General features: G+C 58.3%; 26 protein-coding genes. 16 read left to right on the forward strand and 10 right to left on the reverse strand.

Going from position 1 to position 25,892, the window contains the following annotated elements:
- From QMX93_RS20180 to QMX93_RS20195, 4 genes are all read left to right on the forward strand, one after another.
- Window positions 1-219: hypothetical protein (locus QMX93_RS20180; protein WP_282357746.1), on the forward strand; the 219-nt coding region annotated here is incomplete at its 5' end.
- Window positions 216-1,277 carry a Gfo/Idh/MocA family oxidoreductase gene (locus QMX93_RS20185; RefSeq protein WP_282357747.1) on the forward strand — a complete coding sequence of 354 codons (1,062 nt, stop codon included), beginning with the start codon at window positions 216-218 and terminating at the stop codon, window positions 1,275-1,277. The genes QMX93_RS20180 and QMX93_RS20185, both read left to right, overlap by 4 nt.
- A gap of 2 nt (window positions 1,278-1,279) precedes the next feature.
- Window positions 1,280-2,095, forward strand: a complete 816-nt coding sequence (locus QMX93_RS20190; protein ID WP_282357748.1) for a sugar phosphate isomerase/epimerase — start codon at window positions 1,280-1,282, stop codon at window positions 2,093-2,095.
- A 117-nt stretch (window positions 2,096-2,212) separates the two neighbouring features.
- The gene (locus QMX93_RS20195) at window positions 2,213-3,103 is read left to right on the forward strand and encodes a DMT family transporter (RefSeq protein WP_159813620.1); all 891 of its coding nucleotides are present in this window, start codon (window positions 2,213-2,215) and stop codon (window positions 3,101-3,103) included.
- A 103-nt stretch (window positions 3,104-3,206) separates the two neighbouring features.
- Here the strand turns inward: QMX93_RS20195 and QMX93_RS20200 are convergent, their stop codons facing one another.
- The gene (locus tag QMX93_RS20200; RefSeq protein WP_282357749.1) at window positions 3,207-4,544 is read right to left on the reverse strand and encodes an MFS transporter; all 1,338 of its coding nucleotides are present in this window, start codon (window positions 4,542-4,544) and stop codon (window positions 3,207-3,209) included.
- Between the two features lie 359 nt (window positions 4,545-4,903).
- Here QMX93_RS20200 and quiC point away from each other — a divergent pair, with 359 nt between their 5' ends.
- Together quiC and QMX93_RS20210 are read left to right on the forward strand one after the other, a co-directional pair.
- Window positions 4,904-6,805: a 3-dehydroshikimate dehydratase QuiC gene (gene quiC / locus QMX93_RS20205; RefSeq protein ID WP_282357750.1), complete on the forward strand. Its 1,902-nt coding sequence runs from the start codon at window positions 4,904-4,906 to the stop codon at window positions 6,803-6,805.
- 101 nt (window positions 6,806-6,906) lie between these two features.
- Entirely contained in the window at window positions 6,907-7,584 is a 678-nt protein-coding gene (locus QMX93_RS20210) for a TetR family transcriptional regulator (RefSeq protein WP_282357751.1), read from the forward strand.
- A gap of 78 nt (window positions 7,585-7,662) precedes the next feature.
- On the opposite strand, the gene QMX93_RS20215 is transcribed toward QMX93_RS20210, so the two are convergent.
- Both QMX93_RS20215 and aroQ read right to left on the reverse strand, forming a co-directional pair.
- Window positions 7,663-8,517: a shikimate dehydrogenase gene (locus tag QMX93_RS20215; protein WP_282357752.1), complete on the reverse strand. Its 855-nt coding sequence runs from the start codon at window positions 8,515-8,517 to the stop codon at window positions 7,663-7,665.
- Between the two features lie 5 nt (window positions 8,518-8,522).
- Window positions 8,523-8,963 (reverse strand): type II 3-dehydroquinate dehydratase, encoded by a 441-nt coding sequence (gene aroQ, locus QMX93_RS20220; RefSeq protein WP_008084592.1) that lies wholly within the window; start codon window positions 8,961-8,963, stop codon window positions 8,523-8,525.
- A gap of 313 nt (window positions 8,964-9,276) precedes the next feature.
- Here aroQ and QMX93_RS20225 point away from each other — a divergent pair, with 313 nt between their 5' ends.
- Complete coding sequence (locus QMX93_RS20225) at window positions 9,277-9,705, forward strand: DUF4160 domain-containing protein (protein WP_282357755.1); 429 nt, start codon at window positions 9,277-9,279, stop codon at window positions 9,703-9,705.
- Window positions 9,702-10,148: a DUF2442 domain-containing protein gene (locus tag QMX93_RS20230; protein ID WP_212545783.1), complete on the forward strand. Its 447-nt coding sequence runs from the start codon at window positions 9,702-9,704 to the stop codon at window positions 10,146-10,148. The genes QMX93_RS20225 and QMX93_RS20230 overlap by 4 nt, the downstream gene beginning before the upstream one ends.
- Before the next feature lie 55 nt (window positions 10,149-10,203).
- Here QMX93_RS20230 and trmA read toward each other — a convergent pair whose 3' ends face one another.
- Window positions 10,204-11,283 (reverse strand): tRNA (uridine(54)-C5)-methyltransferase TrmA, encoded by a 1,080-nt coding sequence (gene trmA / locus QMX93_RS20235; protein ID WP_141126443.1) that lies wholly within the window; start codon window positions 11,281-11,283, stop codon window positions 10,204-10,206.
- Window positions 11,280-12,575, reverse strand: a complete 1,296-nt coding sequence (locus QMX93_RS20240) for an NCS2 family permease (RefSeq protein ID WP_053124049.1) — start codon at window positions 12,573-12,575, stop codon at window positions 11,280-11,282. The genes trmA and QMX93_RS20240 overlap by 4 nt, the downstream gene beginning before the upstream one ends.
- A 260-nt stretch (window positions 12,576-12,835) precedes the next feature.
- Here QMX93_RS20240 and QMX93_RS20245 point away from each other — a divergent pair, with 260 nt between their 5' ends.
- Entirely contained in the window at window positions 12,836-13,240 is a 405-nt protein-coding gene (locus QMX93_RS20245; protein WP_246541969.1) for a DUF4879 domain-containing protein, read from the forward strand.
- 66 nt (window positions 13,241-13,306) lie between these two features.
- The gene (locus QMX93_RS20250; RefSeq protein WP_282357757.1) at window positions 13,307-13,858 is read left to right on the forward strand and encodes a DJ-1 family glyoxalase III; all 552 of its coding nucleotides are present in this window, start codon (window positions 13,307-13,309) and stop codon (window positions 13,856-13,858) included.
- Between the two features lie 5 nt (window positions 13,859-13,863).
- On the opposite strand, the gene QMX93_RS20255 is transcribed toward QMX93_RS20250, so the two are convergent.
- Both QMX93_RS20255 and QMX93_RS20260 read right to left on the reverse strand, forming a co-directional pair.
- On the reverse strand, window positions 13,864-14,151 hold the full coding sequence (locus tag QMX93_RS20255) for a HigA family addiction module antitoxin (protein WP_212545787.1): 288 nt from the start codon (window positions 14,149-14,151) through the stop codon (window positions 13,864-13,866).
- Between the two features lie 136 nt (window positions 14,152-14,287).
- Window positions 14,288-15,526 carry an MFS transporter gene (locus tag QMX93_RS20260; RefSeq protein WP_282357758.1) on the reverse strand — a complete coding sequence of 413 codons (1,239 nt, stop codon included), beginning with the start codon at window positions 15,524-15,526 and terminating at the stop codon, window positions 14,288-14,290.
- A gap of 603 nt (window positions 15,527-16,129) precedes the next feature.
- Here QMX93_RS20260 and QMX93_RS20265 point away from each other — a divergent pair.
- From QMX93_RS20265 to QMX93_RS20275, 3 genes are all read left to right on the forward strand, one after another.
- Window positions 16,130-17,575 carry a cytochrome ubiquinol oxidase subunit I gene (locus QMX93_RS20265; RefSeq protein WP_159813600.1) on the forward strand — a complete coding sequence of 482 codons (1,446 nt, stop codon included), beginning with the start codon at window positions 16,130-16,132 and terminating at the stop codon, window positions 17,573-17,575.
- 3 nt (window positions 17,576-17,578) lie between these two features.
- Entirely contained in the window at window positions 17,579-18,586 is a 1,008-nt protein-coding gene (gene cydB, locus QMX93_RS20270; protein ID WP_053124037.1) for a cytochrome d ubiquinol oxidase subunit II, read from the forward strand.
- 76 nt (window positions 18,587-18,662) lie between these two features.
- Entirely contained in the window at window positions 18,663-18,830 is a 168-nt protein-coding gene (locus QMX93_RS20275) for a DUF2474 domain-containing protein (protein ID WP_082341490.1), read from the forward strand.
- Window positions 18,831-18,909: 79 nt separating this feature from the next.
- Here the strand turns inward: QMX93_RS20275 and QMX93_RS20280 are convergent, their stop codons facing one another.
- Together QMX93_RS20280 and QMX93_RS20285 are read right to left on the reverse strand one after the other, a co-directional pair.
- Window positions 18,910-20,034, reverse strand: a complete 1,125-nt coding sequence (locus QMX93_RS20280) for a class I SAM-dependent methyltransferase (RefSeq protein ID WP_212545789.1) — start codon at window positions 20,032-20,034, stop codon at window positions 18,910-18,912.
- Window positions 20,035-20,208: 174 nt separating this feature from the next.
- Window positions 20,209-20,919 (reverse strand): LuxR C-terminal-related transcriptional regulator, encoded by a 711-nt coding sequence (locus QMX93_RS20285; RefSeq protein ID WP_159813595.1) that lies wholly within the window; start codon window positions 20,917-20,919, stop codon window positions 20,209-20,211.
- A 316-nt stretch (window positions 20,920-21,235) separates the two neighbouring features.
- Here QMX93_RS20285 and QMX93_RS20290 point away from each other — a divergent pair, with 316 nt between their 5' ends.
- Window positions 21,236-22,012, forward strand: a complete 777-nt coding sequence (locus QMX93_RS20290; protein ID WP_212545791.1) for a ferredoxin--NADP reductase — start codon at window positions 21,236-21,238, stop codon at window positions 22,010-22,012.
- Window positions 22,013-22,053: 41 nt separating this feature from the next.
- Here QMX93_RS20290 and mscL read toward each other — a convergent pair whose 3' ends face one another.
- The gene (gene mscL / locus QMX93_RS20295) at window positions 22,054-22,470 is read right to left on the reverse strand and encodes a large-conductance mechanosensitive channel protein MscL (RefSeq protein ID WP_159813591.1); all 417 of its coding nucleotides are present in this window, start codon (window positions 22,468-22,470) and stop codon (window positions 22,054-22,056) included.
- Window positions 22,471-22,756: 286 nt separating this feature from the next.
- Here mscL and QMX93_RS20300 point away from each other — a divergent pair, with 286 nt between their 5' ends.
- Both QMX93_RS20300 and radA read left to right on the forward strand, forming a co-directional pair.
- A complete protein-coding gene (locus tag QMX93_RS20300; protein ID WP_282357760.1) occupies window positions 22,757-24,298 on the forward strand; it encodes a catalase in 1,542 nt (513 codons plus the stop codon).
- A 76-nt stretch (window positions 24,299-24,374) separates the two neighbouring features.
- On the forward strand, window positions 24,375-25,742 hold the full coding sequence (gene radA, locus QMX93_RS20305) for a DNA repair protein RadA (RefSeq protein WP_008084632.1): 1,368 nt from the start codon (window positions 24,375-24,377) through the stop codon (window positions 25,740-25,742).
- Window positions 25,743-25,892 lie beyond the last annotated feature (150 nt).

A 25,892-nucleotide genomic window follows, 5' to 3' on the forward strand; every position in this document is an offset into this window, starting at 1 on the left:
TCCCCTGTAGGAGCTGCCGAAGGCTGCGATCTTTTGACTTTGTTTTTTAAGATCAAAAGATCGCAGCCTTCGGCAGCTCCTACAGCGGATTTTGGTGATTCAGAAAGGGTGCGGTGTTCGCACGGTTTTGAGGTTGATGGGTGTTTGATTCTGGAACTCGGTTCTAAATTGTTGCTGGAGTATTTTTCCGACAATAATCACAAAAGGATCGCGCCTTGAATTCGTCCCTTCGAATAGCTCTGATCGGCGCTGGCAATATGGGTCAGCAACATTACCGGCACCTGCAAACCCTCAGCGAAGCCTGCCTGTGTGCAGTGGCTGATCCCGGGCCGCAAGCCGCCACTCTTGCGGCTGACTGGGGTGTAAGGCATTTCGCCGATCACCGTCAGATGCTTGATCAGATCAAGCCAGACGCAGTCATCGTCGCCAATCCTAATAATCAACACGTCAGCACGGCGCTCGATTGTCTGGCGGCCGGTGTACCGGTGCTGCTGGAGAAGCCTGTCGGTGTGCATCTGGATGAAGTGCGCGAACTGGTCGCGGCGGTTAAACGCAGTGGCGTGCCGGTATTGGTCGGCCATCATCGACGCCACAATCCGCTGATCGTCCGCGCTCATGAGCTGGTGCAAAGCGGTGCGCTCGGGCGTTTGACCACGGTCACTGCGCTGTTTCAGGTACGTAAGCCGGACAGCTATTTCGAGATCCCGTGGCGCCGTGAGGCGGGGGCGGGGATGTTGCTGACCAACCTGATTCACGACCTCGATTTGTTGCGTCACCTGTGCGGTGAAGTGCGTTCGGTGCAAGCGTTCACCGACAACTCGGTGCGCGGTTTCGCCAACGAGGACAGCGCGGCGGTGTTACTGCAGTTTGCCGGCGGCACACTGGGCACGTTGAGCGGTTCCGATGCGGTGTCGGCACCGTGGAGTTGGGAGTTGGCCTCCGGTGAAAACCCGGCGTATCCGCGTCAGGCGGATCAACCGTGTTATCTGCTGGCGGGTACCGCCGGGGCGTTGAGCATTCCGCAGCTCAAACGTTGGCATTACGCCGCTGATCAGGTGGACGCCGGTTGGCATGAACCGTTGTTGAGTGTGGAAGAGTCCTACGGCGGTGAGGAAGCTTTACGCTTGCAGTTAGAGCATTTCGTCCGCGTGGCTCGGCGCGAAGTCGAGCCGTTGGTCAGTGCTGCTGATGCCGCACGCACCCTCGCGCTGATCGAAGCCATTCGCGAAGCCGCCGCCACTGGCCGGGCTTGCGCCCCTGCACTGATCGAGGCTTGAACATGAGCGAACGTATTTTCTCCCTGGCCAGCCTGACCGTGCTCGAGCTGTCGCCACCGCAAATGGTCGAAGTCGCTGCTCGCGCCGGATACAGCCATGTCGGATTGCGTCTGGAACCGGCAACGCCCGAGGAATATCACTTCCCACTGGTAGCCGATAACGATTTGCGGCGTAGGACGATGGAGCGATTGCGCGACACTGGCATCCGCGTGCTCGACGTGGAAATCCTGCGTCTGAAACCGCAGACCGTTGTTGCCGATTTCGAGAAGCTTCTTACGGTCGGCGCGGAGTTTGGTGCGACTGAATTGCTCGTCGCCGGTAACGATCCTGACGAGCAGCGACTCACGGATAACTTTGCCGCGTTGTGCGATTTGGCGGCGCCGCTCGGGTTGCATCCGCATCTGGAGTTCATGCCCTGGACGGATGCGCGCAACCTTGAGCAAGCGCTGCGGATTGTGGGAAACGCTGATCGGGAAAATGCTGCGGTGTTGGTTGATGCGTTTCATTTTGATCGTTCGGCGTCAAAGCTTGAGGATCTTGCGAAGGTGCCATCGTCGCGACTGCGTTATGCGCAGTTATGTGATGTCGCAGGGCCGAGGCCGTCAGACATGGCCGAGATCTTGCGTCAGGCGCGCAACGAGCGACGGTTTCCCGGCGAGGGTGATTGCGATTTGCTCGGGTTGCTGAAAGCGCTGCCGGCTAATATCCCACTGAGCCTGGAAATTCCTACGGTTAAACTGCTGGAGCAGGGCGTGAGTGGATTGGATCGGGCGCAGATGGCGATCGATAGAACGCGGGAATTGTTGGCGCGGCTTTAAGCGGTGCTGCGCACCTGTTCGCGAGCAAGCTTTGCTCCTACGGGGTTTACGCAAACCGTGTGGGAGCAAGGCTTGCCCGCGAAGCTTTTGATCTTTTTTGCAACACAAGGAAACCCAATGACCGTCAGCACTCCGCTCTCCGGTGTCAACCAACCCTTCAAAGGGATCCTGCTGATTGTCGTGGCGACTTTCCTGTTCTCCAGCCACGACGCGCTGTCGAAATACCTCTCCGGGTTCTATCCGATCGTGATGGTGGTGTGGGCGCGTTATTTGGTGCACACCTTACTGATGGCGGGAATTTTTCTGCCGCAGTCCGGACTGCGCGTCCTACGTACCAAGAAGCCGTTATGGCAGTTGGTTCGAGCACTTTGCCTACTCGGCACCAGCCTGTTTTTCACTACGGCGCTGCTGTACATCCCATTGGCGGAAGCCACGGCGGTCAACTTTCTTGCACCGGTGTTGGTCACGGCGTTGTCGGTGCCGCTGCTCAAAGAACGAGTGACACGCGGCCAATGGATCGCCGTCATTTGCGGCTTTATCGGCGTGCTGATCATCGTTCACCCGGGCGGTGAACTGTTCACTCCGGCGGTGCTGTTGCCGTTCTGCTCGGCGCTGTTTTTCTGCTTCTATCAATTGCTCACCCGCAAGCTTGCGGAGATCGACAGTCCGACCACCAGCAACTTCTTCGCCGGGTTGTGCAACACGTTGGTGATGAGTGCGCTGGTGCCGTTCTTCTGGCAGGTGCCGACGCTGACCCACGCCGGGTTGATGCTGGCGCTGGGCAGTTGCGGGATGACCGCGCATTTGTTCCTGACCCAGGCGTTCCGCCATGCCGCGCCGGCGCTGCTGGCGCCGTTCGGGTATTGCCAGATCGTGTTTGCGGGGTTGTTGGGCTGGCTGCTGTTCAATCACACGCCGAGTGTATTGACGATCATCGGTATCGCGGTGATCTGCTGCAGCGGACTGGCAGCAGCGTGGCAACAAAGCCGAAAACACAAACCCCTGTAGGAGCTGACGAGTGAAACGAGGCTGCGATCTTTTGATCTTCAACATCAAGATCAAAAGATCGCAGCGTGCCGCAGCTCCTACAAGGGAGCCGGGTGTAGGCAGGTTATTCGGTGATGGTAGGGATCTTGCGCGGGGCCATGAAGTACATCCACGTCAGCGCAATGAAGTACATCGCCGGAATCAGGGTAAACAACACGGTGTAGTTGTTGTTGGTCACGGTCAGGATATGGCCGACGATCTGGGTCATGAACATCCCGCCGATCGCCGCGCACATGCCGCCGAAACCGAACACTGTGCTCATCATGTGCTTGGGCGTGTAGTCCATCACCAGACTCCAGATGTTCGCCGTCCAGGCCTGATGCGCGCCGATCGCCAGAGAAATCGCCGCCACCGCGACCCACAGATTGGCCGAGCCAGCCGCCATGACTACGCCGATGATGCAGCAGGCGAACAGCAACATCGACAGCAGCCGCGCCTTGATCGAGTTCATGCCGCGACCGATCAGGAACGAAGACAGAATGCCGCCACCGACGCTGCCGAAGTCAGCCGTCACGTAGATGATGATCAGCGGAATACCCATCTGGGTGACGTTGATGCCCAGGTTGTATTGCTGATTGAGAAACGGCGGCAGCCAGTACAGGTAGAACCAGAACACCGGCGCGGTCAGCGCATAAGCGATGGCGAAGGCCCAGGTGCCGCGCATCCGCAGGATTCTCGAGAACGCCACGCGGGCCTGTTCCGGTTCAACTTCCTGCTGGATGTAGTCCAGTTCGGATTGCTTGACGCTCGGGTGATCTTCCGGGTTGAAATACTTCAAACCCCAGAACAGCAACCAGATCCCGCCCAGCGCCGACATGCACAGGAACGCGGCTTGCCAGCCCCAGACGTGCAGGACCAGCGGCAGCAACATTGGCGTGAACATCGCGCCGACGTTGGTGCCGGCGTTGAAGATGCCGGTGGCGACTGCACGTTCGCCAGCGGGGAACCACAGGCGCGTGGTTTTCACGCAGGCCGGGTAGTTCGCCGCTTCGGTGAGGCCGAGGATAAATCGGCAGACCATGAAACCGACCGCCGATGTCGCCAAACCGTGGGCGCCGGTGGCCAGGCTCCAGAGCAGCACGGCGCAGAAGAACACGCGTTTGACGCCGACCCGGTCGATCAGTCGACCTTGCAGGACGAAACCGATCGCGTAGCCGACCTGAAACCAGAAGTTGATGTTGGCGTAATCCATCGCCGTCCAGCTCATTTCCTTGGCGAGGATTGGCTGCATGACGCCGAGGGCGGCGCGGTCGATGTAGTTCAGGGTGGTGGCGAAAAACACCAGCGCCAGCATGCCCCAGCGGGTTTTGCCGACCGCCATGGCGCCGCGGATCTTGTCGCCGATGCCACCTGAGGCAGTACTCATGGCCGGAGCCATGCGGGAAGTCTGTGAAGGAATCATGTGTTCCACCCGTTTTTGGATTTTTTATTTGGTGTGCTGTGTTGCTTGCACGCTGCGACCGGTGGTTCATATCCGGACTCAATGTGCGGTCGATGGTGGGCAGTGGACGAAAAATCGTCAATTCGCCAATGCGCCATTGTGTTCGATAATCGCACGCAAAACTAACCGGGTAGTACACTTTAAATTGCTGCCGACTTCAATGCAGCCAATAATTTCCCCACTATAAAAACCCATCCCATGTAGGAGCTGTCGAAGGCTGCGATCTGTTGATTTTGCTCTCCACGAATAAAGATCAAACGATCGCAGCCTTCGGCAGCTCCTACAGTAAAGATCAAGCGGCGCAGTCCGGGAGTTGAAACATGCAGCGTTCCATTGCCACCGTTTCCTTGAGCGGCACCCTGCCGGAAAAACTCGAAGCCATTGCCGCCGCCGGGTTCGACGGGGTGGAGATCTTCGAAAACGACCTCCTGTACTACGACGGCAGTCCGCGAGAAATTAAGCAGATGTGCGCCGATCTCGGCATCGCCATCACCCTGTTTCAGCCGTTCCGCGATTTCGAAGGCTGCCGCCGCGATCGCCTGGCGCGCAATCTTGAGCGCGCCGAACGCAAGTTCGACCTGATGCAGGAACTCGGCACCGACCTGGTGCTGGTCTGCAGCAACGCCTCGGCGGACAGCGTCGGCGATCAACAAATTCTAGTCGATGACCTGCGCTTGCTGGCCGAACACGCCGGCGCGCGTGGCTTGCGCATTGGTTACGAAGCGCTGGCCTGGGGCCGTCACGTCAACACTTATCAACAGGTCTGGGACATCGTGCGTCAGGCCGATCATCCGAGTCTCGGCGTGCTGCTCGACAGCTTTCACACGCTGTCGCTGAAGGGCGATCCGCGCGCCATCGCTGACATCCCCGGCGACAAAATCTTCTTCGTGCAAATGGCCGACGCGCCGATTCTGCAAATGGATGTGCTGGAGTGGAGCCGGCATTTCCGCTGCTTCCCGGGGCAGGGCGAATTCGATCTACCGGGGTTCCTTGCACCGATCATTCAGAGCGGTTACACCGGGCCGCTGTCGCTGGAAATCTTCAATGACGGCTTCCGCGCCGCGCCGCCACGGGCCAATGCCGCTGACGGTTTGCGTTCGCTGCTGTACCTGGAGGAGAAAACCCGCCAGCGTCTGGAACAGGACGCGACGCCTGTGGCCAACCGCGAAATTCTTTTCGAAACGCCAAAGGCCAGCGAGTACAACGGCATCGAGTTTCTGGAGTTTGCCGTCGATGAAAGCCTCGGTGCCAAGCTGTCGAATTGGCTGGAGCGCTTGGGTTTCGTCAAGGCCGGGCAGCACCGCTCAAAGAGCGTGAGCCTGTTGCGTCAGGGCGACATCAACCTGATTCTCAACTCCGAGCCTTACTCTTTCGCCCACAGTTTTTTCGAGGCCCACGGCCCGTCGCTGTGTGCCACCGCCGTGCGGGTCAAGGACAGCGCCAGTGCTTTGGCCCGCGCCGTGGCTTACAAAGGTCAGCCCTATCGCGGACTGGTCGGCCCTAACGAGCTGGAACTGGCGGCAGTACGTGCTCCCGACGGCAGCCTGATTTATCTGGTGGATGAACAGGCCGATGTCTACGGTACCGATTTCAATCTGCTGGCGGATGCCCCGTCCCGTGGCGGCCTCAAGCGCATCGACCACATGGCGATGGCGTTGCCGGCCGACAGTCTCGACAGTTGGGTGTTGTTCTATAAGAGCCTGCTGGATTTCGAGGCGGACGATGAAGTGGTGTTGCCCGATCCGTACGGTCTGGTGAAGAGCCGCGCATTGCGCAGTCGTGACAGCTCGATCCGCTTGCCGCTGAACATTTCCGAGAACCGCAACACCGCGATCTCCCACGCACTGTCGAGTTATCGCGGTTCAGGTGTGCATCACATCGCCTTCGATTGTGACGACATCTTCGCCGAAGTCAGTCGCGCCAAAGAAGCCGGCGTACCGCTGCTGGATATCCCGCTCAACTATTACGACGATCTCGCTGCACGCTTTGATTTCGACGACGAATTTCTCAGCGAGCTGGCGTATTACAACGTGCTCTATGACCGTGATGCGCAGGGCGGCGAGCTGTTTCACGTCTACACCGAGCCGTTCGAAGGGCGCTTCTTCTTCGAGATCATCCAGCGCAAAAACGGTTATGCCGGTTACGGCGCAGCGAATGTCGCGGTGCGTTTGGCGGCGATGGCCAAATCACGCAGCGGCGCCGTTCGCCAGGCGAAGTTGTAGGAAATTCGTAAACGCGGGATTAAACACGGCTCGCGCGGCTTCCTTCACTGTGCGGCGCGGCCCATAATCGCCGCCTGTGCAGTGATGGCCGTGAGCCCGCAATGACGATAAATTCAGAACTTTCCGCAGCTACTGTCGTGCCCGTCGTAGAGCCGCGCAAGAGTCGCAAAAACAACCCGGAAAAGACCCGCGAGAACATCCTGCAGGAGGCGATCGTCGAGTTCGTCCAGCAAGGCTTGTCCGGTGCTCGCGTCGACGCGATCGCCGAGCGCATCCACACCTCCAAACGCATGATCTATTACTACTTCGGCAGTAAGGAGCAGTTGTACGTCGAGGTGCTGGAGAAGCTTTACGGCGATATTCGCAACACCGAAAACCGTCTGCACCTGGCCGAGTTGTCGCCAGAGGTGGCGATTCGACGATTGGTCGAATTCACCTTCGATCACCACGATCGCAACGTCGATTTCGTGCGCATCGTCAGCATCGAAAATATCCACAACGCTGAATTCGTGAAGCGTTCCGATGCGATCAAGGCGATGAACAACACCATCCTCGATTCGCTCGGCGAGATTCTGCGTCGCGGTGCTGATGAAGGTGTGTTCCGTGCGGGGCTGGATGCGCTGGATGTGCATTTGTTGATCAGTTCGTTCTGCTTCTATCGCGTGTCGAACCGGCACACGTTTGGCGAGATCTTCCAGATTGACCTGCCGGATGAAAACATCAAACAGCGTCATCGCGAGATGATCTGCGAATCGGTGCTGCGCTACCTGCAAGCCTGACAATCAAAAGATCGCAGCCTTCGGCAGCTCCTACACCGATCCCTGTAGGAGCTGCCGCAGGCTGCGATCTTTTGATCTTCAGCTGTTCATGCTTTGAAAATGCGCCAGCATCCGCTGCGCATCCGGCACCACGCCGCTGAACAATTCAAACGCCTTCACCGCCTGAAACACCGCCATGTTGCCGCCATCCAGCGTGCGGCAACCCAACGCGCGAGCATTGCGCAGCAGCTCGGTTTCCAGCGGGAAATACACAATCTCCGCCACCCACAATTCCTTGCGCAGCAACTCGACTGGCACTGGCATGCCCGGCAATTTAGCCATGCCCATCGGCGTGGTGTTGACCAGACCATCAGCCAGATTCAGCGTACTCGGCAAATCCCGACCCGCCACCGCACGACCGAAGCCGAAATGCTGATTCAGATTGTTCGCCAGACTTTCCGCACGCTCACTGTCGACGTCGAAAATGCTCAACTGCCGGACGCCTTCGCTCAACAACGCGTGGGCCACTGCCGCGCCCGCACCGCCGGCGCCCATCTGGACGACACGTTCGCGGGCAGCGTCCTGCAAACCACGGCGAAAACCCTCGGCAAAACCCAGACAATCGGTGTTGTGACCGACGCGCTTGCCGTCCCTCAGCACCACCGTGTTGACCGCACCGATGCCCCGGGCTTCCGGCGACAACTCATCAAGAAGCGGAATGATCGCCTGCTTGCACGGAAAGGTAATGTTCAGCCCGGTGTAGTTCATCCGTTCAGCTGCCAGCAGCAGATCGGGCAGGGCAGTGCTGTCCATTTGCAGTTGATCGAGATCGATCAATCGATACAGATAACGCATGCCCTGCGCATCACCCTCGTGCTCATGCAGCGCCGGCGTGCGCGAAGCCTGAATACCGGCACCGATCAATCCGGCGAGAATTACGTTGGAGTGCGACATGCGATTCACCCCTTCAGCCGCTGACTGAAATGTTCCAGCGCCAGGCGATAGCCATGACTGCCAAACCCGGCCATCACCGCCGTGGCAATCGCCGAGACAAACGAGTGATGACGAAACGGTTCGCGGGCGTGGACGTTGGACAGATGCACTTCAATCACCGGCAATTCACTGGCCACCAGCGCATCGCGAATCGCCACCGACGTGTGCGTCCACGCTGCCGGGTTGATCACGATCCCGGCGCAACGACCGCGCGCCGCGTGAATCCAGTCGAGCAATTCGCCTTCGTGATTGGTCTGGCGAAATTCCACGGCCAGGCCGAATTCTTCAGCCGCGCGACCGCACAGTGCCGAAATATCCGCCAGGGTTTCGTGACCATAAGTCGCCGGCTCGCGGGTGCCAAGCAGGTTCAGGTTCGGGCCGTTGAGCACCAGAACGATAGGGGGCATGAGGGGTAACTCCACTTATTGTTTTTGGCTTTGGCCAGACTTTCGGCCTGTGGAGATAAAATGTACTAGATGGTTACCATGGTCAATTGAACAAAAATGCACGTGGCGTTTTATGTTCGGTGATCGCACAGAAGCAATATTGATCGAGATATGACGACAGCTTTGCTTACGTTTTTTACCGGAGATTGACCGGCTCATGGCCCGTTCCGACGCTAGCCTGAAAAGAGGTGAAACGTCATGTGCCGATCACCAGTCGTCGGATTTGAAAGGAATCTCGAATCCTGAAACTTATTAACCTAACGGATGGGTTAGCATGAAGGTGTGCAGCTACAAAGGATTGTCGATTGTCATCATGCTGCGAGATGAGCATTGCCCACCGCACGTTCATGTGAATGCGGGCAGTTGGAGTGCCCGATTACAGTTCAGTTTCTGGCACAACGATATTGAGCTTTGGGACGTCGTGCCGCGTTCTCGTCGACCACCATTAACCGTGCTGGAGGGTTTGTGTCGATCTCTTGAGCAGCCTGCTCATCTGCGACGAGCACGCGGGATCTGGTGGTCAAGATTGCAAACTGTCTGTCTCGACAATCAATTGTGGGACAGCCATTCCAACGAAGTGCTGGGGATGAAACTCGTCACTGAGGCGACATACAGAGTGGGATCAGCGCGTTATCTGCCAGACGAGGGCAAAACTCTTCTGACATTGATAGGCGCATTGGAAGGAGTGGAAATCGATCTATGAAAGTCGTCAAAGCTAAGCCATCCACACGTCGCCCCCTGACGGAGGAGATGATCGACGCCGCCATCCTGCAAGGGGAGGCACGCCGGGCGAGTAGCTTGCAGGCGGTCTCCGTAACCTTTGAAAAATCATCTCTGGTCATCCGTTTTGAGGATGGCAGCGGTGTGTTGCTTCCGGTGAACCAGTATCCAGAGTTTGACGGGTTTGATGCAGGCGATTACGAGGGGCTGACAGTCGGGTTCGCAGGCACTGCGCTTTGCCATGAGGGCAAAGACCTTGACGTTTCCATTGCCGGGATGATTTCAGCGAGCCCGTCACTCATGAAGATGGCCGCGTCGGTGGTTGCATCGCGTAACGGTCGTCAAAGCAGTGCTGCAAAGTCCGAAGCTGCTCGAGCGAATGGCAAAAAGGGCGGGCGACCACGCAAGGCCGATCCCGCGTTGTAAACACCCACAAAAAAGCCGTCAATCACGACGGCTTTTTTGTATCTGGCATTCGCACTCAGCGCCGGGTCAGTAACACACCCGATTCCATGTGGTGCGTCCACGGGAACTGGTCGAACAACGCGCACTGGGTGATGCGGTGCGTGTCGTGCAACTGGGCGATGTTGGCCGCCAGGGTTTCCGGGTTGCAGGAGATGTACAGAATGTTGTCGAAACGCCGGGTCAGTTCGCAGGTGTCCGGATCCATGCCGGCGCGTGGCGGGTCGACGAAGACGCTGCCGAACTCGTAGCTCTTCAGGTCGATGCCTTGCAGGCGACGGAACGGGCGCACTTCGTTGAGCGCTTCGGTCAGTTCTTCGGCGGACAAACGCACCAGGGTGACGTTATCCACAGCGTTTTCGCTGAGGTTGCTCAGTGCCGCGTTGACCGAGGTCTTGCTGATTTCGGTGGCCAGCACTTTGCGCACGCGGGTGGCGAGCGGCAGGGTGAAGTTGCCATTGCCGCAGTACAACTCCAGCAAGTCGTCAGTGCGATCACCGAGCGCTTCGTATGCCCAGTTGAGCATCTTCTGGTTCACGGTGCCGTTCGGCTGGGTGAACGCGCCTTCCGGTTGGCGATAGCTGAAGGTGCGACCGCCGACTTCGAGTTTCTCGACCACGTAATCGAGGCCCAGCACTTCGCGTTTGCCTTTCGAGCGACCGATGATGCTGACGCCGAGATCCGCCGCCAGTTTGGTCGCCGCCGCGTGCCAGTGCTCGTCCAGCGGACGGTGATAGCACAGGGTGATCATCGCATCGCCGGACAGCGTGGTCAGAAACTCGACCTGAAACAGCTTGTGGCTCAGCGCCGAACTCGCCTGCCACGCCGCTTTCAGCTGCGGCATCAACTGATTGATGCGCAGGCTGGCGATCGGGAACTCTTCGATCAGGATCGGCGTGCGTTTGTCGTCCTGAGCGAACATCGCGTAATGCCGATCGCCGCCCTCGCGCCACAGGCGGAATTCGGCGCGCAGACGGAAGTTCTGCAGCGGCGAGTCGAACACGGTCGGCTCGGGGGCATCGAACGGCGCCAGCAGGTCACGCAAGCGCGTGACCTTGGCTTCGAGTTGCTCGGCGTAAGCCTGGGAATCAAATGTCATGCGTTGAACCAACCCAACTTGATCACGAACAGAATCGACAGAATCACCAGCGCCGGGTTCAGCTCACGGGCGCGACCGGACAGCAACTTGATCACCGTCCAGGAGATGAAGCCGAAGGCGATGCCGTTGGCGATCGAGTAAGTGAACGGCATGGCCAGCGCGGTCACCACAACCGGCGCGGCAACAGTGATGTCGTCCCAGTCTATTTCCGCCAGGCCTGAAGTCATCAACACGGCGACGAACAGCAGTGCCGGAGCAGTGGCGAACGCTGGAACGCTGGCTGCCAAAGGCGAAAAGAACAGCGCCAGCAGGAACAGAATCGCCACGACGATGGCGGTCAAACCGGTACGGCCGCCAGCACTGACGCCGGCGGCGGATTCGATGTAGCTGGTGGTGGTCGACGTACCCAGCAGCGAACCGGCCATGGCCGCGGTGCTGTCGGCGATCAGTGCGCGACCCATTTTCGGCATGTGGCCGTCCTTGCCCATCAGGCCGGCACGCTTGGCGACGCCGATCAGGGTGCCGGAGTTGTCGAACAGGTCGACGAAGAGGAAGGCGAAAATCACGCTGACCAGACCGATGTCCAGTGCGCCTTTGATGTCCAGTTGCAGGAAGGTCGGGGCCAGCGAAGGTGGCATCGAGGTCACGCCGCCGAACGGGGTGAAGCCCATCACGATGGAGGTGATGGTCACCGCCAGAATGCCGATCAGCACCGCGCCGCGCACTTTCAGCGCTTCGAGGGCAACGATCAAGGCGAAGCCGAGGGTCGCGAGAATCGGTGCCGGTTGTTTCAGGTCACCGAGGCCGACCATGGTCGCCGGGTTGCTGACCACGATGCCGGCGTTGTGCAGGGCAATCAGCGCCAGGAACAGGCCGATACCGGCGGCAATCGCCGAGCGCAGCGGCAGCGGGATGCTGTTGATGATCCATTCACGGATGCGGAAGATCGACAGCAGGAAGAACAGCACCGCCGAAATGAACACCGCGCCCAGCGCCACTTGCCACGTGTGGCCCATGTGCAGAACAACGGTGTAGGTGAAGAAGGCGTTCAGGCCCATGCCCGGCGCGAGGGCGATCGGGTAGTTGGCGATCAGGCCCATGACCGTCGAACCGATCGCGGCGGCCAGACAGGTGGCGACGAACACCGCACCCTTGTCCATGCCGGTCTCGCCGAGAATGCTCGGGTTGACGAACAGAATGTAGGCCATGGCCAAGAAAGTCGTGATGCCCGCCAGAATCTCGGTGCGCACGTTGGTGTTGTGTGCCTTGAGTTGAAACAGCCTTTCCAGCATGTCTGCTCCCCGTGGCGCGCGTAGCGCCGTGAATGTATCGACCTCAACAGCAAAGCACAGACCGTCGCAAGCGCCTGAGAAATTGTGATGGGCCGGAAAAAGCCGCGCATCATACCAGCAGCATGGGGGATTGGCTGCGATCGTCGGCGATGTTTTGCAGTCAGGCGAAGTGAGCCATACTGCGCGCCTGTTTTGGGGGGAGGGTCATGATGGGCGTCAAGCGCAATTTCGTTCGATCGTTGGGGCTGTTTTGCACGTTTATGGCCAGTGTGCCAGCCGTTATGGCGGCATCGGCGCCACCGTTGACCAGTGTCCAGGTGCTCAAGGTGCAGTCGGCGGCCTGCGGCATCGAAAATATTTCTGATGGACAGGACAAGACGGCCTGCGACCACGGCGGTGCCAACATCAAGGTGTATGTGCTGGAAATGGGTTACGGCCGCGTTCCCAATGCCGCACTGGACGGTTTTGAACTGGACGGAATGAAAACCCAGGTCTGCGCCTACGGCAACGGCAACCTCACGCAATGCACCGGCGCCGCGTCGAAGGTCGTCGGCACGCTGTACATCTTTGATCTGGATGGCAAGCAGGAAGGCACGTTCACCTACAGCAACACTTCTATTAACGCGCCGGGCAACAAGGTTTCAACGCAGCTTTACATCAAGTAACGGCTGGCGCTGCGCGATCCAGGCGAAGCTGACTACGCTTAAAGGATCACCCAGCGGACACAGCCTATGACCTTTAGAGCCCTGATTACCCTCGCCGAGGGCATCGATGATCTGCAAAGCGTGACCCTCATCGACGTGCTACGCCGTGCCGGCATCGAAGTCGTCGCGGCCAGCATCGAAGGCCGACGCATGCTCACCTGCGCGCGCGGCACCCGCCTGACCGCCGACGCCATGCTCGTCGATGTGCTGGCGCAAACCTTCGACCTGATCGCTTTACCCGGCGGCGCCGTCGGTGCCCAACACTTGGCCGCACACCAACCTCTGCAACAAATACTTAAGGATCAATCCAGCGCAGGACGCCTGTTCGCCGCCATCGCCGAATCCCCGGCCGTCGCCCTGCAAGCTGCTGGCGTGCTGCGCCAACGCCGCATGACCTGTCTGCCCAGCGCCAGTCATCAACTGTCAGGCTGTACGTTTGTTGATCAACCGGTAGTGGTCGACGGCAACTGCATCACTGCGCAGGGCTCTGGTGCGGTGCTGCAGTTTGCCTTGGCGCTGGTTGAGCAACTGGTGGGCAAGGCGCTCAGGGCGAAAGTGGCGGGGGAGTTGTTGGTCTGAGTCGATCAGGCGTGTGCAGCGATCGGTTGAATTGGCGGCTGCTCGCGATGTTCTGCTTGCCACAGATCGTAATCAGTTTGAACACCCAGCCAAACGCGAGCCTTACCAATGCCCGCACGCTCCAGGCGTACAGCCAGATCCGGGCTGATCGGCGCATGACCGTGCAATACACGCGAAAGATGTGGGCGCGCAAAACCCAGATGCCGTGCCAGTTCGGTAACACTGATGCCCAAATCGGGCAGAACATCCATCAACAGTGTTTCACCGGGGTGTGGCGGGTTGTGCATGGGCATGAGCCTGCTTGCTATTTGTGCTGAAAGGATTTGATCATGGGGCGAGTGTAAGGCGATACATTACACTCAGTGCGGTATCTATGTACCGCACATTTTCATCTGATGTGTGTTTGGCCTGCCGATTTTGCCGATGAACTCAAACCTTCCTCTCTTCCACCGGTACATGCATCCGGTCCCGATTCGCCAGCGTCGGAAACAACTTTATCCACGTCCCCGTCACCACCAGCGTGCCGATCCCGCCCATGACCACGGCAGGCACGGTGCCGAACCAGTGGGCGGTGACGCCGGATTCGAATTCGCCCAGCTGATTGGAAGCGCCGATGAACAGGCCGTTGACCGCGCTGACGCGGCCACGCATTTCGTCCGGGGTTTCCAGTTGTACGAAGGAGGCGCGGATGACCATGCTGATCATGTCTGCCGCGCCGAGTACCACCAGCACCGCCAGCGAGAACCAGAACGAGGTCGACAGACCGAAGGCGATGGTCGCGACGCCGAAGATGCCGACCGCAGTGAACATCACCCGACCGACGTTACGTTCCACGGCAAATCGTGCGAGGAACAATGACATCCCCAGCGCACCGACCGCTGGCGCCGAACGCAGCAGGCCCAGCCCCCACGGGCCGGTCAGCAGAATGTCCTTGGCGAACACTGGCAGCAGCGCCGTCGCACCGCCGAGCAGTACCGCAAACAGATCCAGCGAAATCGCCCCGAGAATATCCGGGCGGCTGCGAATGAAGCGGATCCCCGCCAGCAACGAATCCAGTGTGGCTTTGCCTTTGTTCAACGGTGTTTGCCGTGCGGGCAGGTTGAGCATCAGCGTGCAGGCGATCACGTAGAGCAGCACGGTCGGGCCATACACCCAGACGCTGCCGAACGCGTAGAGCAAACCGCCAAGGGCCGGGGCGACGATGGTCGCTGACTGTTGCGCCGATTGCGCCGCCGCTACCGCTCGGGGGAACAGGGCGCTGGGCACGATGCTCGGCAGCAATGCCTGAGTGGTCGGCATCTCGAAGGAGCGCGCCGCACCGAGCAGGAAGGCGAGGATGAAGATCATCTCGCGGGTGACGTGATCGGTAGCGCTGCCGATGGCCAGCGCGAGGGCGATCATGGCCTGCAACGACTGGCAGATCGCTGCGACTTTGCGTCGGTCATAGCGGTCGGCGACATGCCCGGTGTGCAGCATGAACAGCACGCGTGGGGCGAATTCGACCAGACCGACCAAACCCAGGTCGAGGACGTTGCCGGTCAGTTGATAGAGGTTCCAGCCAATCGCCACGGTGAGCATCTGAAAACCGCTGGCGGTGAAAATCCGCGCCATCCAGAACGCGAGAAAGGGACGATGGTGGCGTAACAGCAACGGCTCTTGGCTGGGCATCTGAGGGCAGGTCTGGTTCGAGGGGAACCGCGAGGTTATCACCAGTCTGTAACAGGAAGTTGCTATGACAAAAAATTTAGTTAGCCAGACATCGATTTTTTTTGCGGTGCAGATTTGCTTGTGTGGCGAGGGGATTAAGCGAAACGTCGCACCGCCCCGATGGGCTGCGAAGCGGCCCCAAATCCATTCAGACATGCTTTTTCAGATAAACCGTGTTGCCGGGGTTTGGCGACTGCTGCGCAGCCGGTCGGGGATAAATCCCCTCACCACAGAGGTTTGTGCAGGCCTGGGGATCTGTACTGTTTTCCTCCCTGCCAGCGTTCTGAGGATTTGTTGCAAAGTTTTGCCACGGTTATGAGGCAACTTGTCACGCGGCAAACGACCACGCGGTTCATCGGCAAAAATGGGACTACTCTTTCAACGTTGCTTGATCCAGATCAAGACCCCAAACGGAATTGATCAGACGGCCAGTTGGCCAGACTCCCTGCGTTGCGATGGTTTCAAAAAGAACGAATCCGAATTCGCCGCACTCCATATCCGTGGGGGCAGTAGTGCAAGGGGCCACAAGCCCCGCCGCCGGTATTACCTGACAGAGGAAGCCATATGTTCGGTTTAGAGGCACTAGATCTCGCCCGAATTCAATTCGCGTTCACCATCTCGTTCCACATCCTGTTCCCGGCCATCACCATCGGTCTGGCGAGTTACCTCGCCGTGCTCGAAGGCCTGTGGCTGAAAACCCATAACGACACGTACCGTGACCTCTACCATTTCTGGTCGAAGATCTTTGCCGTCAACTTCGGCATGGGCGTGGTCTCGGGGTTGGTCATGGCCTACCAGTTCGGCACCAACTGGAGCCGTTTCTCGGACTTCGCCGGTGCCGTTACCGGGCCGTTGCTGACCTATGAAGTGCTCACGGCATTCTTCCTCGAGGCCGGTTTCCTCGGGGTCATGCTGTTCGGCTGGAACAAGGTCGGGCGCGGATTGCACTTCTTCTCCACGGTGATGGTGGCCATCGGCACGCTGATTTCGACCTTCTGGATTCTCGCCTCCAACAGCTGGATGCAGACCCCGCAAGGCTTCGAGATCATCAACGGTCAGGTGATTCCGACCGATTGGTTTGCGATCATTTTCAACCCGTCGTTCCCGTACCGCTTGATGCACATGGCGACTGCGGCGTTTGTGGCCACAGCGTTTTTCGTCGGTTCCTCGGCGGCCTGGCATTTGCTGCGCGGCAAGGACAACCCGGCGATCCGCACCATGCTCTCGATGGCAATGTGGATGGCGCTGATCGTCGCGCCGATTCAAGCGGTCATCGGCGACTTCCACGGCCTCAACACGCTCAAACATCAGCCGGCGAAAATCGCTGCAATCGAGGGTCATTGGGAAAACAAGGGCGACGAAGCCACGCCGCTGATCCTGTTCGGCTGGCCGGACATGAAAGAAGAGCGCACTAAATTCGCCGTCGAGATTCCGTACCTCGGCAGCCTGATCCTCACGCACTCGCTGGACAAACAAGTGCCGGCACTCAAGGAATTCCCACCGGAAGACCGGCCGAATTCGACCATCGTGTTCTGGTCGTTCCGGATCATGGTCGGCCTCGGTTTCCTGATGATCTTCACCGGTCTGTGGAGTCTGTGGCTGCGTAAACGCGACACGCTCTACACCTCGCGTCCGTTCTTGTACCTGGCGTTGTGGATGGGGCCGTCCGGTCTGATCGCGATTCTGGCGGGCTGGTTCACCACTGAAATCGGCCGTCAGCCGTGGGTGGTCTACGGGCTGATGCGCACGGCGGACGCGTCTTCCAACCACAGCTTTATGCAGATGAGCATCACGCTGATCATGTTTGTCGTGGTGTATTTCGCCCTGTTCGGTGCCGGTCTCGGCTACATGATGCGCCTGGTGCGCAAAGGGCCGAAGATCAGCGAAGGCACAGAGACGCCGGACGGTGGCCCTGGCAAAAAACGTACACCGGCCCGTCCGTTGTCCGCTGCCGACGATTCGTCCGATGCCGATCACGGCGACGACGTTCGCCTGACCAAGGAGATTTGACTCATGGGTATTGATCTTCCGCTGATCTGGGCCGTGATCATCATCTTCGGCATCATGATGTACGTGGTCATGGACGGCTTCGACCTGGGCATCGGGATTCTCTTCCCGTTCATCCCCGGCAAAGTCGATCGTGACGTAATGATGAACACCGTCGCCCCGGTCTGGGACGGCAATGAAACGTGGCTGGTACTGGGCGGCGCGGCGTTGTTTGGTGCGTTTCCGCTGGCGTATTCGGTGGTGTTGTCGGCGCTGTATCTGCCGCTGATCTTCATGCTGATCGGCTTGATCTTTCGCGGTGTGGCGTTTGAATTTCGCTTCAAGGCCAAGGACGACAAGCGTCACTTGTGGGACAAGGCGTTCATCGGCGGTTCGGTGGCGGCGACGTTCTTTCAGGGCGTGGCACTCGGTGCGTTCATTGACGGCTTGCCGGTGGTCAATCGGCAATACGCCGGCGGTTCACTCGACTGGCTGACACCGTTCACGCTGTTCTGCGGCGCGGCACTGGTGGTGGCGTACGCCTTGCTCGGCTGCACCTGGCTGATCATGAAGACCGAAGGCAAGCTGCAAGAGCAGATGCACAATCTGGCGCGGCCACTGGCATTCGTGCTGCTGGCGGTGATCGGTGTCGTCAGCCTGTGGACACCGCTGGCCCACCCGGAAATCGCCACGCGCTGGTTCAGCATGCCGAATCTGGTCTGGTTCATGCCGGTGCCGATTCTGGTGTTGGTCACCCTGTACGGGTTGATTCGTGCAGTGGCGCGTAACGCCCACTACACGCCGTTTCTGCTGACGCTGGTGCTGATCTTCCTCGGCTACAGCGGTTTGGGCATCAGCTTGTGGCCGAACATTGTGCCGCCGTCGATCTCGATCTGGGACGCTGCATCGCCGCCGCAGAGTCAGGGCTTCATGCTGGTGGGGACGCTGTTCATCATCCCGTTCATTCTGGGTTACACCTTCTGGAGCTACTACGTGTTCCGCGGCAAGGTCACCCACGAAGACGGCTACCACTAAGCGAAACCCTGTGGAAGCGAGCCTGCTCGCGATGGCGTCGGCAACGGCGCCATCGATCTAACTGAGGATCGAAACAATGCCCGGCAAACATTCCCTGCACGACATTGAACAAGCCGAAAAAAAACCGCTGTGGCAGCGGCTCGGCTGGCTGGCCCTGATCTGGGCCGGCAGTGTTGGCGTGTTGTTCATCGCCGCCAGCCTGATGCGCATGTTCATGAACGCTGCAGGCCTGACCACGCACTGAGTCTGAATCATCCCCGTCCCGGCGCCTTCGGGTACGGTTTTGTAACCCTCCGCATGGAGGGTTTTTTTTGCCCTGAAGATTATTTTCGGGCTTTGAGAATCACAAACTTCGGCGTCGCCGCGACTTGCTCGACACCCCGGAACAGCCGCGCCAGTTTGCTGTGATAACCCAAGTGTCGGTTGCCGACGATGTACAACGCGCCGCCCACCACCAGCGCCTCACGCGCCTGCTGAAACATGCGCCAGGCGAGAAAATCGCCGACCACTTGTTGCTGATGGAATGGCGGATTGCACAGCACCACGTCCAGCGATTGCGGCTCCTGACCAGCCAGACCGTCGCCAGCGCGAACAGTCACTTCACGATCACCCACCGCCGCGCGCCAGTTTTCAGCGGCCGATTGCACCGCCATGAACGATTCATCGACCAGCGTGTACTGCGCGTCAGGGTTTTGCAGCGCACTGGCAATCGCCAACACGCCGTTGCCACAACCGAGATCGGCAACCCGTGCGCTGCCAAGGTTTTTCGGCAGATGCGGAAGAAAAGCGCGAGTGCCGATGTCCAGGCCTTCACGGCAGAACACGTTGGCGTGGTTGAGCAGTTCGATGGCCGGTTCGTCGAGGCTGTAACGGCTCGGGTAGGGCGAAATAGCCGGGGCTTTCGCTTCCGGCGTGGCGATCAACAGTCGCGCCTTTTTCACGGCGAGCGATGCTTGCACCGGGCCGATGTAGCGCTCCAGCAGATCACCGGCAGCGCGTGGCAAATGTTTGACCATCGCCGCTGCGATGACTTCGGCGCCGGGAGCGAGTTGCCCTTGCAGGCGAATCAATTGTTCTTCGAGCAGCGCGAGGGTTTTCGGTACGCGGATCAACACGCGATCGAAAGGCCCGACCAAAGGCTCACTCGCCGGAATCGGCCGAATGGCATCGAATGCCTGACCGTTGCGCAGCAAATTCTTTTCCAGTCCCTGAAAACCCAGAAACGAGTCGCCGCTGCTGCTCACTTCAACCTTGCCCAGCAAACTGGCTGCTAACGCGCCGAAGCTGTCATTGAGCACCAGCACCCGCGTGCTCGCCGCAGGCTGTTGCGCGGCCAGATGATTGAGCAGGTACTCGTCGGCGGCATCGAAAGCTTGCAGCGGTTCGTTCTGCTGTTCGGGTTGGCGAATCAAGTCGAGTTGGGCGAACGGTGTATCGAGCAAAGGCATGGGGCGGGGACTCAGGGTGAACGAGGGATGTCCCGCAGCCCTGACATTGTGCGGCGGAACCGACCGAGTGGACTGCAACGCGGGTGGATGGCGTTAACACTCAGGAAGGCCACAAATGGTACGTTTTTTTCTATTCAATTACCCGCACGTTTTCTGTTTGTGCGAGGCGGCCGTTTAGATATACCCGGCCCGGGCGGCGGCAATGACCGCAGAGATCTTGTTGCACACCTTGAATTTCTCGATCAGGTGCTGGACGTGATAATTCACGGTTCGCTCGCTGAGGCTGAGAATCTGGGAGATTTCGTAAGCGGTTTTCCCTTGCGCGGATAACCCCACCACTTCCAGTTCTCGCGGGGACAGATGAGGGCGGCGAGCCAGGGCTGGCTTGGGCAACGACTGAGCAAACAGATCTGTCATCAGGCTGGTGATATAGAACAGGCAGCCAAAATGTTCATAAAGCTCTATGGAATTGATCGGGCCGTCACCTCTGGCCAGGCTCAGGGTGCTACAGAGTCCTAACTCCTCGCGGTGAAAAGATTGTGACCAGCCGTAACGCAGGCCTTCTTTCTGCAATGCATTCCAGCGCTTGGGGGCATTTTCGTAAGCGGCTTTGTTCCACATGAAGGGCAACATTGACCCCGTGCAATGCGTGGTAATCGGATCAATTTCGTCAACCGGGTCTTGGGCGCATCGTCGTTTCCAGTCGTCGGAAAAGTTATTGATCTCCAAAGTATTGAAGTGCGCATCACGATAAGTGGAGGCCACGGTGATACTACAAAAGTTGAAGCCGATATTCTGAGCAAAGCTGAGCAGAATCGGGTAAGCGCTATCTATTTTTTTTGCGAACGTCAGTTGCCTTAACTGCGACTCCTTCCATTTTTCCATTTCAAACGCTCCATAGGTTTTCGCTGGGGTGCGTTGGATCCAATGCGCACGAAGTCGAGTGTAGGACGTTTCCTACATGGTGCTGTGGAATTTTTTGCTCTTTGTGCTGATCTTTTTTTGTATAAACCGTTATTAGTAACTGGATTTTTATATGAAGGGTGTCATCCCAGTTTATTGATGTCCTATCCGGTTAATTGTGTTGTTAATACGGATCGGTTTAGTTGTATAAACGCGCGGCGTAATACCACTACAAAATGACGGTTTAAACGGGCTTTGCTTTGCGAGAGACTAAGGCCATCGCCGAATGGAGCGCCCTATGACCGCCAGCGCAGAAAAATTCACCCGACAGACCCTGCTTGATGTGCAGCCGTTGACGCCGAACCTGTTCACCCTGCGTACCACTCGCGACGCAGGCTTCAGATTTCGTGCGGGACAATTCGCCAGATTGGGCGTCACCAAGGCCGACGGTAGTACGGTATGGCGTGCCTATTCGATGGTGTCTTCACCGTTTGACGAGTTTCTTGAATTCTTTTCGATCGTGGTGCCGGGCGGCGAATTCACCAGTGAACTGAGCCGGCTTGAAGCGGGCGATACCTTGCTGGTCGACCGTCAGGCCTTTGGTTATCTGACGCTGGATCGTTTTGTCGACGGTCGCGACCTCTGGCTGTTATCCACAGGCACCGGCGTGGCGCCGTTCTTGTCGATCCTGCAGGACTTCGAAGTCTGGGAGAAATTCGAGCGGATCATTCTGGTCTACAGCGTGCGCGAGGCCCGCGAACTGGCGTATCAACAGTTGATTGCGGAATTGGCGCAGCGTGACTATCTGGCCGAGCATGCCCACAAGCTGCAATTTATCCCCACCGTGACCCGTGAATCTCATCCCGGCGCACTCAATGGGCGTATCACGACGCTGATCGAAAACGGTGAGCTGGAGCGTGCGGCCGGGGTTGAGCTGACGGCTGAGCACTCGCGAGTCATGTTGTGCGGTAATCCGCAGATGATCGACGACACTCGCGCCTTACTCAAACAACGAAACATGAGCCTGAGCCTGACGCGCAGGCCCGGTCAGGTGGCGGTGGAAAACTACTGGTAAAAAAACGGCGCCTCGAAGGCGCCGTTTTCAATTCTGCCGGTTTATTGCGGCCGGTTGTTCTGCGCTTTGAGCAGGTCACGGATCTCGCCGAGCAATTCCTCTTCTTTGGTCGGAACCGGTGGCAGGGTAGGGGCCACGGCTTCTTCGCGTTTGAGGCGGTTGATGGCTTTAACGCCCATGAAGATCGCGAAAGCAACGATCACGAAGTCCAGAACGGTCTGCAGGAATTTGCCATAAGCCAGCACCACCGCAGGCGCGGCGCCATCAGCGGCTTTTAGCGTGACCGCTAAATCACTGAAATCCACCCCACCGATCAGTAAGCCAATCGGCGGCATGATCACGTCACCGACAAACGACGAAACGATCTTGCCGAAAGCGGCACCGATGATGATACCGACGGCCATGTCGACCACATTGCCTTTGACCGCGAAGGCCTTGAACTCACTTAGCACGCCCATAGGTTATTTCCTTGTTACAGATGAGGTTGGTGTACGCAGTGTAAATCAGCAAAACGCGTCCTGCGCGAAACACCTTCTTACAATGCCCGTTTTTATCGACCCATTATTCGACGAATAGTTTGCAAAGTGCCACTAATCGCGCGCGAAATACGCCTTAACTCGCTGATCAGGAAGCCATTTTTTTCCATCATGGCGTTGCGGATATTCTATTTAAGTTCTCCGTATTTGCCCTCTAGCCTCTGGTTGGCGCACCTGGATGCGCCCAAAATAAACAGAGGACTCTGATATGACTGCATCCCTTGGCTTAGGGGCTTTTCCCCATCGCCGTACTCTTGGCGTACTCACCGCCAGCCTGCTGACCTTTAGCGTCAACGCGACACCCCTGACTCGCGATAACGGCGCGACGGTTGGTGACAATCAGAACTCGCAAACCGCTGGCGCCAACGGCCCGGTGCTGTTGCAGGATGTGCAACTGATCCAGAAGCTGCAGCGCTTTGACCGCGAGCGTATTCCGGAGCGCGTCGTTCACGCTCGCGGCACCGGTGCTCATGGCACCTTCACCGTCACTGACGACCTCAGTGATCTGAGCAAGGCCAAAGTCTTCGCTGCCGGGCAAAGCACGCCAGTGTTCGTGCGATTCTCGGCGGTGGTGCACGGTAACCATTCGCCAGAAACCCTGCGCGACCCTCGCGGCTTCGCCACAAAGTTCTACACCGCTGACGGCAATTGGGATTTAGTCGGTAACAACTTCCCGACATTCTTTATTCGCGATGCGATCAAGTTTCCAGACATGGTTCATGCGTTCAAGCCCGATCCACGAACTAACCTGGATGATGATTCACGGCGTTTTGATTTCTTCTCCCATGTGCCGGAAGCGACCCGGACATTGACCGAGTTATATTCCAACTCAGGCACGCCAGCCAGTTATCGTGAAATGGATGGTAATAGCGTTCATGCCTATAAGTTGATTAATGCCAAAGACGAAATGCATTACGTAAAGTTTCACTGGAAGAGTGTACAGGGTGTTAAAAATCTGACGCCTAAAGAAGTCAGTAAAGTCCAGGGTCAAGATTACAGTCATATGACCAATGACTTGGTGGCGAACATCAACAAAGGCAATTTCCCGAAATGGGACTTGTACATTCAAGTGCTGAATCCACAAGATTTGTCGAAATTTGATTTCGATCCATTGGACGCCACCAAGATCTGGCCGGGGATCCCTGAGCGAAAAGTTGGACAAATGGTGCTCAACCGCAATCCGGCGAACGTGTTCCAGGAGACCGAGCAGGTGGCCATGGCACCGTCCAATGTCGTGCCCGGCATCGAGCCTTCTGAAGACCGTTTGTTGCAAGGACGAATATTCGCTTACGCCGACACGCAAATGTATCGCGTGGGCGCTAACGCCCTGCAATTGCCAATTAATGCACCAAAGGTGGGCGTCAATAACGGCAATCAGGACGGCGCAATGAATAGCGGGGCGAGCAATTCCGGCGTGAACTATCAACCGAGCCGACTGCAACCGCGTGAAGAAACTCAGAGTGCGCGTTACAGCCAATCGGCGTTGTCTGGCAATACTCAGCAAGCGAAAATTACACGGGAGCAGAACTTCAGGCAGGCCGGTGATCTTTATCGCTCCTTCAGCAAAAAGGAACGTCGTGACTTGATCGACAGTTTCGGTGGCTCGCTGGCGAGCGCGGATGACGAGAGCAAGCACATCATCCTGTCCTTCCTTTATAAGGCCGATCCAGAGTACGGCACCGGCGTGACGAAGGTGGCTAATGGTGACCTGAATCGGGTCAAGGCCTTGGCGGCGAAACTGGTCGACTGATAACGACGGAGCGCAAACGGAGCCGGAATCAGGCTCCGTCTGCGTTATCATCGCGGTTTTTGCCCCGGGGGTTCTGATGGCCAAGGCCAAGCGCATGTACGGCTGCACCGAGTGCGGCGCAACCTTTCCCAAGTGGGCCGGGCAGTGTGGCGAATGCGGTGCCTGGAACACCCTCACCGAAACCATGATCGAAAGCGGCGGTGCCACGGCGCCAAGCGGTCGCACCGGTTGGACCGGCCAGCAGGCGCAGATCAAAACCTTGGCCGAAGTCAGCGTCGAAGAGATTCCGCGTTTTTCCACGGCATCCAGTGAACTGGATCGCGTACTCGGCGGCGGTCTGGTCGACGGCTCGGTGGTGTTGATCGGCGGCGATCCGGGCATCGGCAAATCGACGATTCTGTTGCAGACCTTGTGCAACCTCGCCAAGAGCATGCCGGCGCTGTACGTCACCGGCGAAGAATCCCAGCAGCAGGTGGCCATGCGCGCGCGGCGTCTCGGCTTGCCGCAGGATCAACTGCGGGTGATGACCGAAACATGCATCGAAACCATCATCGCCACCGCCCGCCAGGAAAAGCCCAAGGTGATGGTGATCGATTCGATCCAGACGATCTTCACCGAACAACTGCAATCGGCGCCCGGTGGCGTGTCCCAGGTGCGTGAGAGTGCGGCACTGCTGGTGCGTTATGCCAAACAGAGCGGCACGGCGATTTTCCTTGTCGGCCACGTCACCAAGGAAGGCGCGCTGGCCGGCCCGCGTGTTCTCGAACACATGGTCGACACCGTGCTGTATTTCGAAGGTGAGTCCGATGGTCGTTTGCGTTTGCTGCGCGCGGTGAAAAACCGTTTCGGTGCCGTCAACGAACTGGGCGTGTTCGGCATGACGGACAAGGGTTTGAAAGAAGTCTCCAACCCTTCGGCGATTTTTCTCACACGGGCGCAGGAAGAAGTCCCGGGCAGTGTGGTGATGGCAACGTGGGAAGGCACCCGGCCGATGCTGGTGGAAGTGCAGGCTCTGGTCGATGACAGCCATCTGGCCAACCCGCGACGGGTAACGTTGGGGCTGGATCAGAACCGCTTGGCGATGTTGCTCGCGGTGTTGCATCGCCATGGCGGGATTCCGACGCACGATCAGGACGTGTTTCTCAACGTCGTTGGCGGGGTGAAGGTGCTGGAGACTGCATCTGACCTGGCGTTGATGGCGGCGGTGATGTCGAGTTTGCGCAATCGGCCGTTGCCGCATGATTTGTTGGTGTTTGGAGAGGTTGGGTTGTCTGGCGAAGTGCGTCCTGTGCCCAGTGGCCAGGAGCGCCTGAAGGAAGCCGCGAAGCACGGCTTCAAACGCGCGATCGTGCCCAAAGGCAATGCGCCAAAAGAGTCCCCGCCGGGCTTGCAGATCATCGCCGTAACGCGCCTCGAACAGGCCCTCGACGCCCTCTTCGAATAACCACTAAAACCCAGTGGTAGTGAGCTTTTGTGGCGAGGGGATTTATCCCCGTTGGGGCGCGCAGCGGCCCTAAAAAAAGCGGGGCCGCTGCGCAGCCCAACGGGGATAAATCCCCACGCCACAGGGTTGGTTTGCACATTTTTTTTGTAG

This window comes from Pseudomonas sp. PS01303 (assembly GCF_029959385.1).
Taxonomy (GTDB): domain Bacteria; phylum Pseudomonadota; class Gammaproteobacteria; order Pseudomonadales; family Pseudomonadaceae; genus Aquipseudomonas; species Aquipseudomonas rustica.

Coding starts and splice junctions, on each gene's coding strand:
- QMX93_RS20190 (WP_282357748.1), top strand. CDS start 1,280: ATGAGCGAACGTATTTTCTCCCTGGCCAGCCTGACCGTGCTCGAGCTG.
- QMX93_RS20195 (WP_159813620.1), top strand. CDS start 2,213: ATGACCGTCAGCACTCCGCTCTCCGGTGTCAACCAACCCTTCAAAGGG.
- QMX93_RS20200 (WP_282357749.1), bottom strand. CDS start 4,544: ATGATTCCTTCACAGACTTCCCGCATGGCTCCGGCCATGAGTACTGCC.
- quiC (WP_282357750.1), top strand. CDS start 4,904: ATGCAGCGTTCCATTGCCACCGTTTCCTTGAGCGGCACCCTGCCGGAA.
- QMX93_RS20210 (WP_282357751.1), top strand. CDS start 6,907: ATGACGATAAATTCAGAACTTTCCGCAGCTACTGTCGTGCCCGTCGTA.
- QMX93_RS20215 (WP_282357752.1), bottom strand. CDS start 8,517: ATGTCGCACTCCAACGTAATTCTCGCCGGATTGATCGGTGCCGGTATT.
- aroQ (WP_008084592.1), bottom strand. CDS start 8,963: ATGCCCCCTATCGTTCTGGTGCTCAACGGCCCGAACCTGAACCTGCTT.
- QMX93_RS20225 (WP_282357755.1), top strand. CDS start 9,277: ATGAAGGTGTGCAGCTACAAAGGATTGTCGATTGTCATCATGCTGCGA.
- QMX93_RS20230 (WP_212545783.1), top strand. CDS start 9,702: ATGAAAGTCGTCAAAGCTAAGCCATCCACACGTCGCCCCCTGACGGAG.
- trmA (WP_141126443.1), bottom strand. CDS start 11,283: ATGACATTTGATTCCCAGGCTTACGCCGAGCAACTCGAAGCCAAGGTC.
- QMX93_RS20240 (WP_053124049.1), bottom strand. CDS start 12,575: ATGCTGGAAAGGCTGTTTCAACTCAAGGCACACAACACCAACGTGCGC.
- QMX93_RS20245 (WP_246541969.1), top strand. CDS start 12,836: ATGGCCAGTGTGCCAGCCGTTATGGCGGCATCGGCGCCACCGTTGACC.
- QMX93_RS20250 (WP_282357757.1), top strand. CDS start 13,307: ATGACCTTTAGAGCCCTGATTACCCTCGCCGAGGGCATCGATGATCTG.
- QMX93_RS20255 (WP_212545787.1), bottom strand. CDS start 14,151: ATGCCCATGCACAACCCGCCACACCCCGGTGAAACACTGTTGATGGAT.
- QMX93_RS20260 (WP_282357758.1), bottom strand. CDS start 15,526: ATGCCCAGCCAAGAGCCGTTGCTGTTACGCCACCATCGTCCCTTTCTC.
- QMX93_RS20265 (WP_159813600.1), top strand. CDS start 16,130: ATGTTCGGTTTAGAGGCACTAGATCTCGCCCGAATTCAATTCGCGTTC.
- cydB (WP_053124037.1), top strand. CDS start 17,579: ATGGGTATTGATCTTCCGCTGATCTGGGCCGTGATCATCATCTTCGGC.
- QMX93_RS20275 (WP_082341490.1), top strand. CDS start 18,663: ATGCCCGGCAAACATTCCCTGCACGACATTGAACAAGCCGAAAAAAAA.
- QMX93_RS20280 (WP_212545789.1), bottom strand. CDS start 20,034: ATGCCTTTGCTCGATACACCGTTCGCCCAACTCGACTTGATTCGCCAA.
- QMX93_RS20285 (WP_159813595.1), bottom strand. CDS start 20,919: ATGGAAAAATGGAAGGAGTCGCAGTTAAGGCAACTGACGTTCGCAAAA.
- QMX93_RS20290 (WP_212545791.1), top strand. CDS start 21,236: ATGACCGCCAGCGCAGAAAAATTCACCCGACAGACCCTGCTTGATGTG.
- mscL (WP_159813591.1), bottom strand. CDS start 22,470: ATGGGCGTGCTAAGTGAGTTCAAGGCCTTCGCGGTCAAAGGCAATGTG.
- QMX93_RS20300 (WP_282357760.1), top strand. CDS start 22,757: ATGACTGCATCCCTTGGCTTAGGGGCTTTTCCCCATCGCCGTACTCTT.
- radA (WP_008084632.1), top strand. CDS start 24,375: ATGGCCAAGGCCAAGCGCATGTACGGCTGCACCGAGTGCGGCGCAACC.